The sequence below is a fragment of the Mycobacterium sp. NGS63 genome (assembly GCF_059812295.1).
In genome coordinates, this window is the sequence record NZ_JCALCJ010000005.1 from 91,863 (window position 1) to 108,438 (window position 16,576).

Annotated in this window: 14 protein-coding genes; 7 read left to right on the plus strand and 7 right to left on the minus strand. The window is 69.2% G+C overall.

Going from position 1 to position 16,576, the window contains the following annotated elements; translation table 11 throughout:
- The first annotated feature begins 1 nt into the window (after nucleotide 1).
- Entirely contained in the window at nucleotides 2–475 is a 474-nt protein-coding gene (gene rraA / locus AC5Y4Z_RS14480; RefSeq protein WP_499965013.1) for a ribonuclease E activity regulator RraA, read from the plus strand.
- A 12-nt stretch (nucleotides 476–487) separates the two neighbouring features.
- On the opposite strand, the gene AC5Y4Z_RS14485 is transcribed toward rraA, so the two are convergent.
- On the minus strand, nucleotides 488–1,957 hold the full coding sequence (locus AC5Y4Z_RS14485; RefSeq protein ID WP_499965014.1) for a flavin-containing monooxygenase: 1,470 nt from the start codon (nucleotides 1,955–1,957) through the stop codon (nucleotides 488–490).
- A gap of 76 nt (nucleotides 1,958–2,033) precedes the next feature.
- Between AC5Y4Z_RS14485 and AC5Y4Z_RS14490 the strand changes: the two genes are divergently transcribed.
- Both AC5Y4Z_RS14490 and dinB read left to right on the plus strand, forming a co-directional pair.
- Nucleotides 2,034–2,675, plus strand: a complete 642-nt coding sequence (locus tag AC5Y4Z_RS14490) for a TetR/AcrR family transcriptional regulator (RefSeq protein ID WP_499965015.1) — start codon at nucleotides 2,034–2,036, stop codon at nucleotides 2,673–2,675.
- A gap of 23 nt (nucleotides 2,676–2,698) precedes the next feature.
- A complete protein-coding gene (gene dinB / locus AC5Y4Z_RS14495; protein WP_499965018.1) occupies nucleotides 2,699–3,898 on the plus strand; it encodes a DNA polymerase IV in 1,200 nt (399 codons plus the stop codon).
- A 3-nt stretch (nucleotides 3,899–3,901) separates the two neighbouring features.
- Here the strand turns inward: dinB and AC5Y4Z_RS14500 are convergent, their stop codons facing one another.
- Complete coding sequence (locus AC5Y4Z_RS14500; RefSeq protein WP_499965020.1) at nucleotides 3,902–4,909, minus strand: PHP domain-containing protein; 1,008 nt, start codon at nucleotides 4,907–4,909, stop codon at nucleotides 3,902–3,904.
- Entirely contained in the window at nucleotides 4,909–5,349 is a 441-nt protein-coding gene (locus tag AC5Y4Z_RS14505) for a hypothetical protein (RefSeq protein WP_499965022.1), read from the minus strand. The genes AC5Y4Z_RS14500 and AC5Y4Z_RS14505 overlap by 1 nt, the downstream gene beginning before the upstream one ends.
- A 50-nt stretch (nucleotides 5,350–5,399) precedes the next feature.
- On the opposite strand from AC5Y4Z_RS14505, the gene AC5Y4Z_RS14510 reads away from it, so the two are divergent.
- Nucleotides 5,400–6,263 carry an LLM class F420-dependent oxidoreductase gene (locus AC5Y4Z_RS14510; RefSeq protein ID WP_499965024.1) on the plus strand — a complete coding sequence of 288 codons (864 nt, stop codon included), beginning with the start codon at nucleotides 5,400–5,402 and terminating at the stop codon, nucleotides 6,261–6,263.
- A 53-nt stretch (nucleotides 6,264–6,316) separates the two neighbouring features.
- On the opposite strand, the gene AC5Y4Z_RS14515 is transcribed toward AC5Y4Z_RS14510, so the two are convergent.
- The 3 genes from AC5Y4Z_RS14515 to gltB form a co-directional block, all read right to left on the minus strand.
- Nucleotides 6,317–6,487 carry a hypothetical protein gene (locus tag AC5Y4Z_RS14515; RefSeq protein ID WP_499965520.1) on the minus strand — a complete coding sequence of 57 codons (171 nt, stop codon included), beginning with the start codon at nucleotides 6,485–6,487 and terminating at the stop codon, nucleotides 6,317–6,319.
- Between the two features lie 134 nt (nucleotides 6,488–6,621).
- On the minus strand, nucleotides 6,622–8,088 hold the full coding sequence (locus AC5Y4Z_RS14520; protein ID WP_499965026.1) for a glutamate synthase subunit beta: 1,467 nt from the start codon (nucleotides 8,086–8,088) through the stop codon (nucleotides 6,622–6,624).
- Nucleotides 8,081–12,658, minus strand: coding sequence for a glutamate synthase large subunit (gltB, locus tag AC5Y4Z_RS14525; protein WP_499965028.1), 4,578 nt, complete (start codon nucleotides 12,656–12,658; stop codon nucleotides 8,081–8,083). Before gltB ends, AC5Y4Z_RS14520 begins: the two co-directional genes overlap by 8 nt.
- Nucleotides 12,659–13,121: 463 nt before the next feature.
- Here gltB and AC5Y4Z_RS14530 point away from each other — a divergent pair, with 463 nt between their 5' ends.
- Nucleotides 13,122–14,312, plus strand: coding sequence for a MinD/ParA family ATP-binding protein (locus AC5Y4Z_RS14530; protein WP_499965030.1), 1,191 nt, complete (start codon nucleotides 13,122–13,124; stop codon nucleotides 14,310–14,312).
- Here AC5Y4Z_RS14530 and sigI read toward each other — a convergent pair.
- Nucleotides 14,300–15,166: an RNA polymerase sigma factor SigI gene (gene sigI, locus AC5Y4Z_RS14535; protein ID WP_499965032.1), complete on the minus strand. Its 867-nt coding sequence runs from the start codon at nucleotides 15,164–15,166 to the stop codon at nucleotides 14,300–14,302. The genes AC5Y4Z_RS14530 and sigI overlap by 13 nt on opposite strands.
- 111 nt (nucleotides 15,167–15,277) lie before the next feature.
- Here sigI and AC5Y4Z_RS14540 point away from each other — a divergent pair, with 111 nt between their 5' ends.
- Both AC5Y4Z_RS14540 and AC5Y4Z_RS14545 read left to right on the plus strand, forming a co-directional pair.
- Nucleotides 15,278–16,117, plus strand: a complete 840-nt coding sequence (locus tag AC5Y4Z_RS14540) for an NAD(P)H-binding protein (RefSeq protein ID WP_499965034.1) — start codon at nucleotides 15,278–15,280, stop codon at nucleotides 16,115–16,117.
- Nucleotides 16,118–16,131: 14 nt separating this feature from the next.
- Complete coding sequence (locus tag AC5Y4Z_RS14545) at nucleotides 16,132–16,575, plus strand: nitroreductase family deazaflavin-dependent oxidoreductase (RefSeq protein WP_499965036.1); 444 nt, start codon at nucleotides 16,132–16,134, stop codon at nucleotides 16,573–16,575.
- The last annotated feature ends 1 nt before the right edge of the window (nucleotide 16,576 follow it).

Here is a 16,576-nt window from a genome sequence, read left to right on the forward strand (position 1 = left end):
GGTGGGCGTGCGCTTCCAGCCGACCGCCGACCTGGTCGACAGCATCGGCGCCGACGCGCGCAGCTGTGACCTCCAGTTCCGCCAGTTCGGCGGTCGTTCGCAATTCGCCGGGCCGATCAGCACCGTGCGCTGCTTTCAGGACAACGCGTTGCTGAAATCGGTGCTCTCGGGCCCGGGCGACGGCGGGGTGCTGGTGATCGACGGCGCCGGCTCGCTGCACACCGCGCTGGTCGGTGACGTCATCGCGGAGCTGGCCCGGTCCAACGGCTGGGCCGGGCTCATCGTCAACGGCGCGGTGCGCGACGCCGCCGCGCTGCGCGGCATCGACATCGGCATCAAGGCGCTGGGCACCAACCCGCGCAAGAGCGCCAAGGCCGGAGCCGGGGAACGGGACGTCGAAATCAGCCTGGGCGGCGTGACTTTCGTGCCAGGCGAGACCGCCTACAGCGACGACGACGGCATCATCGTCGTCTAGATTCCGGCAACCTTAAGCCGCCACCGCCGCACGCTTCTTGGCGAACCGCAGTCCCTCGTCGGCGACCTTGCCGCGGCGGATCGTGCGCATGTCGAAGAAGTAGTTCTGCTTGAGCCGCCACGGCGCACGCGACCCCGATTTGGGCAGGATGTGCATCGAGCGCTGGAAGTAGCCGGGGCTGAAGTCCATGAACGGCAGCTCGTCGACGTCCTCGCCCGGATGTTGCGGCTCGACGATGTCGAAACCCTTGGCGTCCATGTAGTTCAGCAACCGGCAGACGAACTCCGAGACCAGGTCGGCCTTCAGCGTCCACGACGCGTTCGTGTACCCGAAGGTGATCGCGAAATTCGGGACGCCGGAGAACATCAGGCCCTTGTAGGTCATCAGCGACGGCAGGTCGAAGGGCTGACCATTCCTGGTCGGCTTCACCCCGCCCAGCAACTGCATGTTCAAACCCGTTGCGGTGACGATGATGTCGGCCTGCAGCTCCTCACCCGAGGCAAGTTTGATGCCTGTCTTGGTGAACCGGTCGATGGTGTCGGTGACGACGTCCGCCTTGCCGTGCCGGATGGTCCGGAAGAAGTCGCCGTCGGGGGCCAGGCACAGCCGCTGATCCCACACGTTGTAGCTGGGCCCGAAGTGCTTTTCGACGTCGTAGCCCTTGGGCAGGCGGCGCTGCGCCATCGTCATCAACGTCTTGCGCATGTAGGCCGGCCGCTTGCGCGACAGCTGGTACTGGAAGGTGCTGAACGCGATGGCCTTCCAGCGGTTCGCGATGTGCGCCAGCCGGTCGGGCAGCCACCGGTTGAACCGCACCGCGAAGGGGTCTACGCCCGGCAGCGAGCCGATGTAGGTCGGCGAGCGCTGCAGCATCGTGACGTGGCCGGAGCCCGAGTTCACCAGGGCCGGGATCAGGGTGATCGCGGTGGCGCCGGAGCCGATGACGACGATCTTCTTGCCCGCGTAGTCGAGGTCCTCCGGCCAGTGCTGCGGGTGCACGATCGTGCCGCCGAAATCCTCGGCGCCGGGGAAGGTGGGCGAATAGCCCTCGTCGTAGTTGTAGTAGCCGGTGCAGGCGAACAGGAAGCTGCAGGTGATCTCGCTCTGCTGGCCGTCGTGCTCGACGGTCAGGGTCCAGCGGTTGTCGGCGTCGGACCAATCGGCGGCCACCACCCGGTGGCCGTAGCGGATCTTGCGGTCGATCCCGTTCTCGGCCGCGGTCTCCCTGATGTAGGCCTTGATCGAGGCGCCGTCGGCGATCGACTTCGCCGAGCGCCAGGGCTTGAACCGGAACCCGAGGGTGAACATGTCGGAGTCCGAGCGGATGCCCGGGTATTTGAACAGGTCCCAGGTGCCGCCGAGGTCGTCGCGGCGCTCCAGGATGGCGTAGCTCTTGGTCGGGCAGCGCTCCTGCAGGTGCCAGGCCGCGCTAACCCCCGAGATGCCGGCGCCGACGATGAGGACGTCGAGGTGCTCAGTCATGACGCCACGCTATCAACGGTGTGTTGAGTTGGTCAACACCCTGTCGAAATTCTCAACGGCGTGTAAAGTAGCGGCCGTGACTACCGTTGGCCAGACTCGCGCGCTGCGCGGTCGCCGCGCCCTGCGCCCCTCGGGCGACGACCGCGAGCAGGCGATCCTCGCGACGGCCGAGCGGCTGCTCGAAGAGCGGGGGTTCGGCGGCATTTCCGTCGACGACCTGGCCAAGGGGGCGGGCCTGTCGCGGCCGACGTTCTACTTCTATTTCAAGTCCAAGGAAGCGGTGCTGATCTCGCTGCTGGAGCCGATCATCGCGCGCGCCGACTCCGAGTTCGACGGCGCGGTGCAGCGACTGCCCTCCGATCCGCGCCGGGTCTGGCGCAACGGCATCAAGGCGTTTTTCACCGCGTTCAGCTCGCACCGCACGTTGGCGCGGGCCGCGACCGAGGCGCTGGCCACGAGTTCGGAGCTGCGGTCGGTGTGGCTGGGCTTCATGCAGAAGTGGATCGACCAGACCGCGGCCATGATCACCGCCGAGCGGGCCCGCGGCGCCGCCCCCGAGACCATCCCGGCCGCCGACCTGGCGACCTCGCTGAACCAGATGAACGAGCGCACGATGATGGCCGCGCTCTCGTCCGAGACGCCGGCCGTCGACGAGGACCGCGTCGTCGACACGCTCACCCACATCTGGGTCAGCAGCATCTACGGCGAGGCCAACTAACTGTCGTAGCCTCGTGCGAACATATGTTCGTGCGGTGTGACGCGTCCATCCTGCACGCGGACCTGGATTCGTTCTATGCGTCCGTCGAACAGCGCGACGACCCGGCGTTGCGGGGACGTCCCGTGCTCGTCGGAGGCGGGGTGGTGCTGGCGGCCAGCTACGAGGCCAAGGCCTACGGCGTGCGCACCGCAATGGGTGGCGCCCAGGCGCGGCGGCTGTGCCCGCACGCCGTGGTGGTGCCTCCCCGGATGTCCGCGTATTCGCGCGCCAGCGACGCGGTGTTCGAGGTGTTCCGCGACTGCACGCCGATCGTCGAGGCGCTCTCGGTCGACGAGGCGTTTCTCGATGTCGGCGGTCTGCGCCGCGTCGCAGGCACGCCGGTCCAGATCGCCGAGCGGCTGCGCGCCGACGTGCGCGATCGCGTCGGCCTGCCCATCACGGTCGGGGTCGCCCGGACAAAATTCCTCGCCAAGGTCGCCAGCCAGGAAGCCAAGCCCGACGGGCTCCTGCTGGTGCCGCCCGACCGGGAACTGGCGTTTCTGCGGCCGCTGCCGGTGCGCCGGCTGTGGGGCGTCGGGGCGGTGACCGCCGAGAAGCTGCGCACGCACGGCCTGGCGACCGTCGCCGACGTCGCCGAGCTCAGCGAGTCGACGCTGGCGTCGCTGCTCGGGCCGGCCATGGGACGGCAGGTGTATGCGCTGTCCCGCAACATCGACCGCCGCCGGGTGACCACCGGCGTGCGGCGCCGGTCCATCGGCGCGCAGCGGGCGCTGGGCCGCGCGGGCAACCGCATGTCCGCCGCCGAGCTGGACGCGGTGGTGGTCAGCCTGATCGACCGGATCACCGGCCGGATGCGCGCCGCCGGGCGCACTGGCCGAACGGTGGTGCTGCGATTGCGCTTCGACGACTTCGGCCGGGCGACGCGCTCACACACGTTGCCGCTGGCCACGTCGTCGACGCAGCCCATCCTGGCCGCGGCGCGGCGGTTGGTTGCGTCGGCCGCGCCGGTGATCGCCCAGCGCGGCCTGACCCTGGTCGGCTTCGCGGTCTCGGGCATCGACCGCAGCGGCGCCCAGCAGTTGATGCTGCCCTTCACCGGAGAGTCGCCGGCGATCGACGCGGCCATCGACCGGGTGCGCGATCGCTACGGCAAATCCGCGCTGACGCCCGCGGTGCTGATCGGCCGCGACCCGGGCCTCGAGATGCCGCATCTGCCGGACTGACGGTTAGTTCGAGCCCGTCCACTCCAGCAGCTTGTCGGCCGGCCAGGTGTTGACGATCTGGTCGACGGGCACGCCGGCGTCCAGCGCGCGCTGGGCGCCGTAGCCGAGGAAGTCCAGCTGCCCGGGCGCGTGCGCGTCGGTGTCGATGCTGAACACACAGCCGATCTCCAGCGCCTGCTTGAGCAGCCGGGTCGGCGGGTCGCGGCGCTCGGGGCGGGAGTTGATCTCCACCGCCGTCCCGTGCTCGCGGCAGGCAGTGAACACCGCCTCGGCGTCGAACTTCGATTCGGGCCGGATGCCGCGGCCGCCGGAGACCAGCCGGCCCGTGCAGTGGCCGAGCACGTCGGTGTGGGGATTGGAGACGGCGTTGATCATGCGGCGGGTCATCGCCGCGGAATCCATCGACAGCTTCGAGTGCACGCTCGCCACGACGACGTCGAGCCGCTCGAGCAGTTCGGGCTCCTGGTCCAGGCTGCCGTCGTCGAGGATGTCGACCTCGATCCCGGTGAGGATGCGCAGCGGCGCGAACTCGTCGCGCAGCCTGTCGATGACGTCGAGCTGCGCGCGCAGCCGCTCCGGCGACAAGCCGTTGGCGATCGTCAGCCGCGGCGAGTGGTCGGTCAGCGCGCAGTACTCGTGGCCCAGCTCGACGGCCGTGGCCATCATCTCGTCTATCGGCGCCGACCCGTCCGACCAGTTCGAATGCAGGTGCAGGTCCCCGCGCAGCGCGGACCTGATATCACCACCGCCGAGATCCTCTGCTGCCGAACGCAATTCGACCAGCAGGTCGGGCTCGCGACCGGACCACGCCTGGTCGATCACCTTGGCGGTCTTGGGGCCGATCCCCGGCAGCGTCTGCCAGCTGTTGGCCTGGCCGTGCCGCTCGCGCGCCGCGTCGTCGAGGCCCTCGATGATGTCGGCGGCGTTGCGGTACGCCATCACCCGCCGGGGGTCGTGGCGGCTCCGGTCCTTGTAGTAGGCGATCTGCCTCAGCGCGGCGACGGGGTCCATCACACCAACTGGCCGGCGATGAAGCCGGCGAGGATCACGCCGAAGCCGCCGATCTCGCCGAGGATGAGCAGGGCCATCGAGACCCTGGTTTCCCGGCCGGGGTGCTCGAACTGGTTCTCGGTGTCGCGCCGCGCACCGTGATAGATGTACGCGAGGATGGCCGTGACGAAGAAGAACACGACGACCATCGCGGCGGTCAGGTTGACCCAGGCCGGCCACGCGCTGAGTTGCACGAACACCGCGATCAGCAGCGTCGCAAACGAGTAGAGCAACGCCGCCCGATGTGCGATGTCGACGTAGACGTGGGCGCGGTGGTCTTCGGCGGCCATGATCTGGCGGTACTTCCAGACGCCGAGAATCAGTGCGAGGAGGAAGATCAGCCCCGCCGCGAGCAGCGTGATCTTGGTGTCGATTCCGAGGGTGCAGCAGGCGCAAGTCATCGTGTCACCAGTTTAGTTTCCCTTAATAAACCCCGACTACCGTCGGGCTCATGCGATTCGCGTTCAAAACCTCTCCCCAAAACACCACCTGGGCCGACATGCTCGCCGTCTGGCAGGCCGCCGACGACATCGAGGTCTACGAATCCGGCTGGACCTTCGACCACTTCTACCCGATCTTCTCCGACAGCCAGGGCCCCTGCCTCGAGGGCTGGACGACGCTGACCGCGCTGGCGCAGGCCACCACGCGGCTGCGGCTGGGCACCCTGGTCACCGGGATCCACTACCGCCACCCCGCGGTGCTGGCCAACATGGCCGCCGCGCTCGACATCATCTCCGACGGGCGCCTCGAGCTCGGGATCGGCGCCGGCTGGAACGAGGAAGAGTCGGGCGCCTACGGCATCGAGCTGGGGTCGATCAAGGAACGCTTCGACCGCTTCGAGGAGGCCTGCCAGGTGCTGATCGGCCTGCTGAGCGACGCGACCACCGACTTCGCCGGCAAGTACTACCAGCTCAAGGGCGCCCGCAACGAGCCCAAGGGTCCGCAGCGCCCGCACCCGCCGATCTGCATCGGGGGCAGCGGCGAGAAGCGCACGTTGCCGCTCACGGCCCGCTACGCCCAGCACTGGAATTTCGCCGGTGGCACGCCGGAGGAGTTCGCGCGCAAGCGCGACGTGCTGGTCGCGCGCTGCGGCGACATCGGGCGCGATCCGAAGGAGATCACCCTGTCGGCCCACCTGGGCCTGGGACCGGACCGCAACTACGGGAAGGTACTCGAGGACGCCGCGGGCTTAGGGGCCGAAGGCCTGGACCTGGGCATCGTCTACATCTCGCCGCCCCACGATGCCGGCGTGCTGGAGCCCTTGGCCGAGGCCATCCGGGAGTCCGGGCTGTGGGAGCCGTCCCAAAACAGCTAGCTGAGCAAACTTAATTTTCTTAATTTTGCGCCGGTCGCGCGGGGGCCTGGTGCTTACACCCCGAACAGCATCAGTTCTTCGGCGGTGATCAGGCGCTCGTGTTTGGCGGGAAATTCGCGACTCTTGACCGGGTGGCGAAACCATGACCAGGCGATTCGCCCCATCCGTGATCGAGGTACCGGGTTGATATTCACAGTGATCACTCCTGCGGTCGGTCCGATCAACCGGGGCTCCCCCCGAAGTCACCCCGTGACTTCATGTGATCGAGCCCACAAGATTCCATTAGACATCAACCGTCTGGCAAACGTGAGCAGAAACGCCGAATTGAATTCTTTTGTTTCTGGTGTGACTGATGTGACTACTGCAGGGGCGCCGCGGTCGGCTTGATGGGCGCCGGCAGCGCCGTCGAACCCATCAGGAACCGGTCCACGCCGGCGGCGGCCGCCCGGCCCTCGGCGATCGCCCAAACGATCAGCGACTGGCCGCGACCCATGTCTCCGGCAACGAACACACCGGGCACCGACGTGTCGAAGTCCGCGCCCCGCGCGACGTTGCCGCGGTCGGTGAGCTTGACGCCGAGCTCGGTGAGCAGCCCCGGCTTCTCCGGGCCGACGAATCCCATCGCCAGCAACACCAGATCGGCCTCGAGTTCGAAGTCGGAGCCCTCGACCTTGACGAACTTGCCGTCCTGCATGGTGACCTCGTGGGCCTTGAGACCGGTCACGCGCCCGTCCTCACCGACGAACTCCTCGGTGTTGACGGAGAACACCCGCTCGCCGCCCTCTTCGTGCGCGGACGACACCCGGTACATCAGCGGGTAGGTCGGCCACGGGGTGGATTCGGCGCGGGTGTCCGGCGGGCGCGGCATGATCTCGAACTGGTGCACGGCGATCGCGCCCTGGCGGTGCACGGTGCCCAGGCAGTCGGCGCCGGTGTCGCCGCCGCCGATGATGATCACCCTCTTGCCCTTGGCGGTGATCGGCGGCTCGCCGTCCGGCCCCAGCACGTCGTCGCCCTCCTGGACGCGGTTGCCCCACGGCAGGAACTCCATCGCCTGGTGGATCCCGTCGAGGTCGCGGCCGGGGATGGGCAGGTCGCGCCAGGCGGTGGCGCCGCCCGCGAGCACGACGGCGTCGAAGTCGGCGCGCAACTGCTCGACGGTGATGTCGACCCCGACGTTGACGTTGGCCCGGAATTCGGTGCCCTCGGCGCGCATCTGCTCCAGCCGCCGGTCCAGGACGCGCTTTTCCATCTTGAACTCGGGGATGCCGTAGCGCAGCAGCCCACCGATGCGGTCGTCGCGCTCGAAGACGGTCACGCTGTGTCCGGCGCGGGTCAGCTGCTGCGCGGCGGCCAGGCCCGCGGGCCCCGACCCGACCACGGCGACGGTCTTTCCGGTCAGCTTGTCGGGCGGCAACGGCACCACGAAGCCTTCGTCGAAGGCCTTGTCGATGATCTCCAGCTCGATCTGCTTGATCGTGACCGGATCCTGGTTGATGCCCAGCACGCACGCCGGCTCACAGGGCGCCGGGCACAGCCGGCCGGTGAAGTCCGGGAAGTTGTTGGTGGCGTGCAGCCGCTCGATCGCGTCGCGCCAACGGCCCCGGCGCACCAGGTCGTTCCACTCCGGGATCAAGTTGCCCAGCGGACAGCCGTTGTGGCAGAACGGGATCCCGCAGTCCATGCAGCGGGTCGCCTGCTCGCGCAGGGTGCCCTCGTCGAAGTCCTCGTAGACCTCGTTCCAGTCGCGCAGCCGCAGCGGGACAGGCCGGCGCTGCGGCAGTTCCCGATGCGTGTATTTCAGGAAGCCGGTGGGGTCAGCCATGCGCGGCCGCCATGATCGCTTTGTCGACGTCGACGCCGTCGCGTTCGGCCTCGGCGATCGCCTGCAGCACGCGCTTGTAGTCGCGCGGCATCACCTTGGCGAAATGCCGCTGCTGGTTCGGCCAGTCGGCCAGGATCCGTTGGCCCACCGCGGAATCGGTGGCGTCGACGTGCGCTTGAACGGTGGCGTGCAGGTACTCCACGTCGTCCCCGTCGAGGGCCTCGAGCTCGACCATTTCGCCGTTGAGGTTGCTCGGCAGCTCGCCGTCGGGGTCGTACACGTAGGCCACGCCGCCGGACATGCCCGCCGCGAAGTTGCGGCCGGTGCGGCCCAGGATGACGACCTTGCCCCCGGTCATGTATTCGCAACCGTGGTCACCGACGCCCTCGACCACGGCCTGGGCGCCGGAGTTGCGGACCGCGAACCGTTCACCGACCACACCGCGCAAATAGACCTCCCCGCTGGTGGCGCCGAACAGGATCACGTTGCCGCCGATGATGTTGTCCTCGGCGACGTAGTCGGCCGGCGCGTTGTCCGACGGCCGCACCACGATCCGGCCACCCGAGAGGCCCTTGCCGACGTAGTCGTTGGCGTCGCCGTAGACCCGCAGGGTGATGCCCCGGGGCACGAACGCGCCGAAGCTGTTGCCGGCGGATCCGTCGAAGGTGATGTCGATCGTGCCGTCCGGCAGGCCTTGCCCGCCATAGGCTTTGGTCAGCTCGTGGCCGAGCATGGTGCCCACCGTGCGGTTGACGTTGCTGATCGTGGTGGAGAACCGGACCGGCTTGCCCGAATCGAGCGCCTCGCGGCTCATCACGATCAGCTGCTGGTCGAGCGCCTTGTCCAGCCCGTGGTCCTGGCGCGAGCTGCAGTACAGGTCCTGGTTCATGAACGCCGACTCCGGCTCGTGCAGCACCGGCGTCAGGTCCAGCTTGTGCGCCTTCCAGTGCGCTCGCGCCAGCGTGGTGTCCAGCGACCCGACCTGTCCCACGGCCTCGTTGAAGGTGCGGAAACCCAACTGCGCCATGTATTCCCGCACCTCTTCGGCGATGAACATGAAGAAGTTCTCGACGAACTCGGGCTGGCCGGTGAACCGTTCGCGCAGCACCGGGTTCTGGGTGGCGACACCGACCGGGCAGGTGTCGAGGTGGCAGACCCGCATCATGATGCAGCCCGCGACCACCAGCGGGGCGGTGGCGAAGCCGAATTCCTCGGCGCCGAGCAGCGCGCCGATCATCACGTCGCGGCCGGTCTTGAGCTGGCCGTCGACCTGGACCACGATCCGGTCGCGTAAACCGTTGAGCAGCAACGTCTGCTGGGTCTCGGCCAGGCCGAGTTCCCAGGGGGCACCCGCGTGCTTCTGTGAGGTCAACGGGGTGGCGCCGGTGCCGCCGTCGTGCCCGGAGATCAGCACCACGTCGGCGTGCGCCTTGGAAACGCCCGCGGCCACGGTGCCCACGCCGTTCTCGGACACCAGCTTGACGTGCACCCGCGCGGCCGGATTGGCGTTCTTCAGGTCGTGGATCAGCTGCGCCAGGTCCTCGATGGAGTAGATGTCGTGGTGCGGCGGCGGCGAGATCAGCCCGACGCCGGGCGTCGAGTGCCGGACTTCGGCGACCCACGGGTACACCTTGTGACCCGGAAGCTGGCCTCCCTCACCGGGTTTCGCGCCCTGGGCCATCTTGATCTGGATGTCCGAGCAGTTGGTCAGGTAGTGCGAGGTGACCCCGAACCGTGCGGAGGCGACCTGCTTGATCGCGCTGCGGCGCCAGTCCCCGTTGGGGTCGCGCTCGAATCGCTTGACGTCCTCGCCGCCCTCGCCGCTGTTGGACCGGCCGCCGAGGCGGTTCATCGCGATGGCCAGGGTCTCGTGCGCCTCCGCGGAGATCGACCCGTAGCTCATGGCGCCCGTCGAGAAGCGCTTGACGATCTCGCTGGCCGGCTCGACCTCCTCGAGCGGAACCGGGGGCCGCACGTCGCCGCGGAACTTGAGCAGCCCGCGCAGCGACGCCATCCGCTCGCTCTGGTCGTCGACGAGGCGGGTGTATTCCTTGAAGATCTTGTACTGCCCGGTGCGGGTGGCGTGTTGCAGCTTGAAGACGGTCTCGGGGTTGAAGAGGTGGTACTCCCCCTCCCGGCGCCACTGGTAGTCGCCGCCCACCTCGAGCTCGCGGTGCGCGCGCGCGTCGGGCCGGTCGATGAAGGCCAGCTGGTGGCGGGTGGCCACGTCGGCGGCGATGTCGTCCAGGGTGATCCCGCCGGTGGGGCAGCTCAGCCCGGTGAAGTATTCGTCGAGCACGTCCTCGGAGATGCCGACCGCCTGGAACAGCTGCGCGCCGGTGTAGGAGGCCAGCGTCGAAATGCCCATCTTGGACATCACTTTCAGCACGCCCTTGCCGGCCGCCTTGACGTAGTTGTTCAGCGCCTTGTTGCGGTCCAGGCCGTTGAAGTCGCCGCGGTCGAGCATGTCCTCGATCGACTCGAACGCGAGATAGGGGTTGACCGCCGCCGCGCCGAAGCCGACCAGCGCCGCCATGTGGTGCACCTCGCGGGCGTCACCGGTCTCGACGACCAGGCCGACCTGGGTGCGCGTGCGGTCGCGAACCAGGTGGTGGTGCACGGCGGCCACGGCAAGCAGCGACGGGATGGGCGCCAGCTTTTCGTCGGACTCGCGGTCGGACAGGATGATCACCCGGGCGCCGTCGGCGATGGCCGCCGACGCCTGGGCGCGCACGTCCTCGAGCGCGGCGGCCAGCCCGGTGCCGCCGTCGGCGACCGGGTACAGGCAGCGAATCACCTTGGACCGCATGCCATGTGCGCGCCCATTGACCTTGTCGTCGGGGTCGAGGTGGATCAGCTTGGCCAGCTCGTAGTTCCGCAGGATCGGCTGCTGCAGCACGATCTGGTGACAGGAGTTCTCGTCGGGGTTGAGCAGGTCGCGCTCGCCGCCGGTGGTGCCCTGCAGGCTGGTCACCACCTCCTCGCGGATGGCGTCCAGCGGCGGATTGGTCACCTGGGCGAAGAGTTGGTGGAAGTAGTCGTAGAGCATCCGCGGGCGCTGCGACAACACCGCGACGGGGGTGTCGGTGCCCATCGACCCGATCGGCTCGGCGCCGGAGCGCACCATCGGCGCGACCAGCAGGTTGAGCTCCTCGTAGGTGTAGCCAAAAGCCTGCTGCCGCTTGACCAGTCGCTCGTGCGGCATCCGGACGTACTTGCCCGCCGGCAGGTCGTCGAGCGGGACCAGGCCGTTGTCGAGCCACTCCTGATACGGGTGCTCGGCGGCCAGCTCCGCCTTGATCTCCTCGTCGGAGACGATGCGGCCCTGGGCGGTGTCGACCAGGAACATCCGGCCGGGCTGCAACCGCATCCGGCGAACCACCTTGGCCGGGTCCAGGTCGAGCACGCCGGCCTCGGAGGCCATCACTACCAGGCCGTCGTCGGTGACCCAGATCCGGGAGGGGCGCAAGCCATTTCGGTCGAGCACGGCGCCGATGATGGTGCCGTCGGTGAAGGTCATCGACGCCGGTCCGTCCCACGGCTCCATCAGCGAGGCGTGGTACTGGTAGAACGCGCGGCGCGCGGGATCCATCGACTCGTGGCGTTCCCACGCCTCGGGGATCATCATCAACACCGCGTGGGCCAGGCTGCGCCCGCCCAGGTGGAGCAGTTCGAGCGCCTCGTCGAAACGCGCGGTGTCCGAGGCGCCCGGGGTACAGATCGGGAACAGCTTCTCGACGTCGTCACCGAACAGGTCGGTCTTGATCAACGCCTCGCGCGCGCGCATCCAGTTCTCGTTGCCGGTGACGGTGTTGATCTCACCGTTGTGAGCGATGCGGCGGAAGGGGTGCGCCAGTGGCCAGGACGGGAAGGTGTTGGTGGAGAACCGCGAGTGCACGATGCCCAGCGCGCTGGTCAGCCGATCGTCTTGCAGGTCAAGGTAAAACGCCTTGAGCTGCGGGGTGGTCAGCATGCCCTTATAGATGAACGTCTGGCCCGAAAGGCTTGGGAAGTAGACGGTTTCGCGTCCCGGCCCGTCCTGGCCGGGGCCTTTGGTGCCCAGTTCGTGCTCGGCGCGCTTGCGTACGACATAGGCGCGGCGTTCCAGCTCCATGTCGGAGGCGCCCGTCATGAACACCTGCCGGAAGGTCGGCATCGCGTCGCGGGACAGCGCCCCCAGCGACGAGTCGTCGGTGGGCACGTTGCGCCAGCCCAGCACCTCGAGGCCCTCGGCCTCGGCGATCTTTTCCACGGCGGCGCAGGCGGCCGCGGCGTCCTTGGACGACTGCGGCAAGAACGCGATGCCGGTGGCGTAGCTGCCCGGAGGGGGCAGTTCGAATTCGACGACCTCGCGCAGGAACGCGTCGGGGACCTGGATCAGGATGCCGGCGCCGTCACCGCTGCGCGGCTCGGCGCCCTGGGCGCCGCGGTGCTCGAGGTTGAGCAGCGCGGTGATGGCCTTGTCGACGATGTCTCGGCTCCGGCGGCCGTGCATATCGACGACCATGGCTACCCCGCACGAATCGTGCTCGAACGCGGGGTTGTATAACCCGACGCGCTTGGGCGTCATATGCACCTGACCCTTCACCAGAACGTTCCAGCGGCCGTGCGAGGCCGTTACGAGCTGCTCCGACGGACCTGGTAGGTCCCTTCGGCTTGTCGATTTGGGCTGTCCCCCAGGCGGAAAGGATCCGGTTAGGGATTCGTCCGTGCAGCGCTGAACGGTGGCCTGGAACCGGTCTCGACAAGTCGTAAAACGATATGACAATACCCGCCTGACATGCCAACTTCGTCAAGTCTAACCGCCAGCCGGCAGCACCGTAAATTCGCTGCGGCGGGCGGCCGACGACGGCGTCGACCTGCGGTTTGCGGCGGGGATTTCCCCGGCTCCGGCGTCGAATCTAGCCGACGGCCCGCCACAATCACGAATCGCGTGCGTTTGCTGTGATCGCGCTCACGCACCGCAGGCCTTCGGAGGAGTTTGCGCGCAACTCGGCGGGCCACGAGGTGGCACGTGAGGAGATACTGGGCGGATGAACGAGCGCGACGAATTCCTGCGCGACCGTCTGCGGCCCGACCAGCCCCCCGCGCCCGCGGAACGCCCGCCCGGCCCCCCGCCCCGGGACCCCCGCACCGCGGCGCCGGCCTCCCCCGCGGCCGTACCCCCGCCCGCCCCACAGGGACCGCCCCCGCCCCGTCAAGGCGTTCCCGCGGCCCAGCCCCCGCCGGCCCCGCCGCGCCCGTCGCCGCCGCCGCAACGGCCGCCGGCCGCGCCCCAGCAACCGGCCCGCCCGGCCCCGGCGCCGCACCAGTCCGGGCCCCCGCCGTCCTTCACGACCGACCTGCCCGAGCGCGGTTGGCGCCGCCTCGTGCGGGTGGCCACCTTCGGTCTGGTCAAGCCGGGCCCGTCGGCCGCCCAGCGCCAGGAGGCGCAATTCGAGGCGGCCATCCGGACCGCCCTGCACGGCAACTACAAGGTCGGCGTCCTGGGCAAGGGCGGCGTGGGCAAGACGTCGGTGGCCGCCAGCGTGGGATCGCTATTCGCCCAGCTGCGCCGGCAGGACCATGTGGTCGCGATCGACGCCGACACCGCGTTCGGCCGGTTGAGCAACCGGATCGACCCGCGGTCGAGTGGCTCGTTCTGGGAGTTCACCACCGACCGGAACCTGCGATCCTTCGCGGAGGTGGTCGGGCGCCTCGGCCGCAATCCCGCCGGCCTGCACGTGCTGGGCGGCGAGCCGGCCTCGGGTCCGCGGCGGGTGCTCGATCCCGCGGTCTACCGGGAGGCCGCGCGGCGGCTGGACCACCACTTCACGATCTCGGTCATCGACTGCGGCTCGACGATGGACTCCCCGGTGACCCAGGAGGTGCTGCGCGACTTGGACGCGCTGATCGTCGTCTCCTCGCCGTGGGCCGACGGGGCCTCCGCGGCCGCCCGGACCATGGAATGGCTGTCGGACCAGGGCCTGACGGGTCTGCTGCGCCGCACCATCGTGGTGCTCAACGACTCCGACGGCCACGCCGACAAGCGCACCCGCGAGTCGCTGGCGCGCGAGTTCGTCGAGCATGGGCAACCCGTGATCGAGGTGCCCTTCGATCCGCACCTGCGGCCGGGCGGCGTCATCGACGTGAACGGCGAGATGGCCGCCGCGACGCGGCGCAAGTTTCTCGAGGTCACCGCGACGATCGCGGGCTACTTCGCCGCGCGTCCTCAGGAACGCTGATCCGCGCCGGCCCGCGCCGACGGGTCGGCGACGGCCTCGATCTTGGTCACCAGGCCGCCGCGGATGGTCAGCACGATCGCCGCGAAGAGCCGGCGCTCGGCGAAGGCCAGCACCGCCGGCTGCCCGGCGGGACCGCTGACCAGGGTGACGTCCGGGCCGATGTAGCGCAGCAGGTTGGTGGCCACCGCGTGCGGCCCGTGGTTGACCTGTGGCGGCGGCGCCGGGTCGGCCAGCACCGTGCCCACACCCCACACCGCCGGGTCCAGCACGGCGGTCAACCCGGCGATGTCGCCGTTGGCGCACGCGGTGATGAACTTCTCGGTGACCAGCTGATGCTCGGCCGAGGCCACCTCGTTCAATTTCGGTTGCGCCGCAGTGAATTTGGCCCGCGCGCGCCGAGCCAGCTGACGGCAGGTGCCCACCGGGCGACCGACCGTCTCGGCGATCGTGTCGAACGGCACCCCGAAAACGTCGTGCAGTACGAACGCGACCCGTTCGCCGGGGTTGAGCCGTTGCAGCACCTCCAGCAGCGCGGCGCGGACCTCGTCGTCGAGGGTGATCCGGTCGGCGGGATCCGAACGGGGCGACGCCGGCTGGTCGACGTCGCCGGGCCGCTCGTGCCGGGCGCGCGCCGAGCGCACCTGGTCCAGGCAGAGCCGGCTTGCCACCACCGTCAACCAGCCGCGGACATCGTCGATCTCGGCCGGATCGGTGCGCGATAGCCGCAAAAACGCCTCCTGCGCAATGTCTTCGGCGTCGCCGACGTCGCCGAGCATCTGGTAGGCGAGGTTGACCAGATACGGGCGGTGACGGCGCCAGGCCTCGGTGACCTGGTCGGCGGGTGACTGGCTCATGACTCTTCGACGATCCGGCGGGGCAAAAAGTTACGCGTTTCGGATGTAACTTTCCCAGCTCCCGCGCCGTCGTATGGGCATCGAAGTAAACGGACCGAAGGGAGCCACCCCATGACCATCGTCATCACCGGAGCGACGGGCAACGTCGGACGCCCGCTCGTCGCCGAACTCGTGGACGCGGGCGCCCGGGTCCGCGCCGTCACCCGCTCCCCCGACGCCGCCGGATTTCCCTCGGGTGTCGAGGTGTTCGGGTCGGTGACCGACGCGCTGCCGGGCGCTTCGGCGGTGTTCCTCAACTCCCGGGCACTCGGCGCGCAGCTGCGCGACGTGGTCGCGCAGTGCCGGCGCGCCGGGGTCGCCAAGCTGGTGGCGCTGTCGGCGATCAACGCCGATGACGACTTCGCCCGGCAGCCCTCGCGGTTTCGCGGGGACCGCAACAAGGAGGTCGAGCAGCTCGCCGTCGAATCCGGGCTGGACTGGGTGAGCCTGCGGCCCGCGGTCTTCGCGACCAACTTCGCCGGCATGTGGGGGGCGCAGATCCGCGCCGGCGACGTGGTGGGCGGGCCCTACGCCGCGGCGTCGTCGGCCCCGATCGTCGAACGCGACATCGCGGAGGTCGCGGCGCGGGCGCTGCTCATCGATGACCTTGTCGGCCAGCGCATTCCACTGACCGGGCCGCAAGCGTTCACCAACTCCGAGCTGGTCGGGGTCATCGGCGACGTCCTCGGCCGCCCGCTGCACTACCGCGAGGTGCCGGAGGCGCTCGTGCGCCAACGGTTCACCGGTTTGGGGTTTTCGGCCGGCTTCGCCGACGCCTACACCGCGATGCTCGCCGAGACCCTCGACAAACCCGCCCTGGTCACCCACGACATCGAGAAGATCCTCGGCCGCCCGGCGACACCGTTCGCGCAGTGGGTGGCCGAGCACCGCGACCTGTTCACCGAGTCCTAGAAAGGAAACGACAGATGTCCGAACCACGCCCGCCGCGCTACCTCAAACCGATGAACAAGGTGATGATGGCCGTTCAGCGGTTGGGGATCCCGACCGGCCCCGCCATGGTGCTGACCGTGCCCGGCCGCAAGTCCGGTCAGCCGCGCAGCACGCCGATGACGCCGTTCGAGTTTCGGGGCGGCCTGTATGTGGTGGCCGGCTACCCGGGCGCCGACTGGGCGGCCAACGCCCGCGCGGCCGGGACCGGCACGCTGCGCCGCGGCCGGCGCTCACGCGAGGTCAGGATCGTCGAGCTCAACGCCGAGGAGGCGCGCCCGGTGCTGCGGGCGTTCCCCACCGAGGTGCCCGTCGGCGTCGCGTTCGCGAAGCGCTCGGGCATGGTGCGCGACGGCACCGCCGACGAATTCGAGGCGCTGGCCGGCCGGCTGGCCGTGTTCCGGTTCGAGCCAACTGCTTGAC

Bases quoted from the DNA above. Each gene is read 5' to 3' on its own strand.
- AC5Y4Z_RS14485 (WP_499965014.1), bottom strand. From the start codon at position 1,957: ATGACTGAGCACCTCGACGTCCTCATCGTCGGCGCCGGCATCTCGGGG.
- dinB (WP_499965018.1), top strand. From the start codon at position 2,699: ATGTTCGTGCGGTGTGACGCGTCCATCCTGCACGCGGACCTGGATTCG.
- AC5Y4Z_RS14500 (WP_499965020.1), bottom strand. From the start codon at position 4,909: ATGGACCCCGTCGCCGCGCTGAGGCAGATCGCCTACTACAAGGACCGG.
- AC5Y4Z_RS14505 (WP_499965022.1), bottom strand. From the start codon at position 5,349: ATGACTTGCGCCTGCTGCACCCTCGGAATCGACACCAAGATCACGCTG.
- AC5Y4Z_RS14510 (WP_499965024.1), top strand. From the start codon at position 5,400: ATGCGATTCGCGTTCAAAACCTCTCCCCAAAACACCACCTGGGCCGAC.
- AC5Y4Z_RS14520 (WP_499965026.1), bottom strand. From the start codon at position 8,088: ATGGCTGACCCCACCGGCTTCCTGAAATACACGCATCGGGAACTGCCG.
- gltB (WP_499965028.1), bottom strand. From the start codon at position 12,658: ATGACGCCCAAGCGCGTCGGGTTATACAACCCCGCGTTCGAGCACGAT.
- AC5Y4Z_RS14530 (WP_499965030.1), top strand. From the start codon at position 13,122: ATGAACGAGCGCGACGAATTCCTGCGCGACCGTCTGCGGCCCGACCAG.
- sigI (WP_499965032.1), bottom strand. From the start codon at position 15,166: ATGAGCCAGTCACCCGCCGACCAGGTCACCGAGGCCTGGCGCCGTCAC.
- AC5Y4Z_RS14540 (WP_499965034.1), top strand. From the start codon at position 15,278: ATGACCATCGTCATCACCGGAGCGACGGGCAACGTCGGACGCCCGCTC.
- AC5Y4Z_RS14545 (WP_499965036.1), top strand. From the start codon at position 16,132: ATGTCCGAACCACGCCCGCCGCGCTACCTCAAACCGATGAACAAGGTG.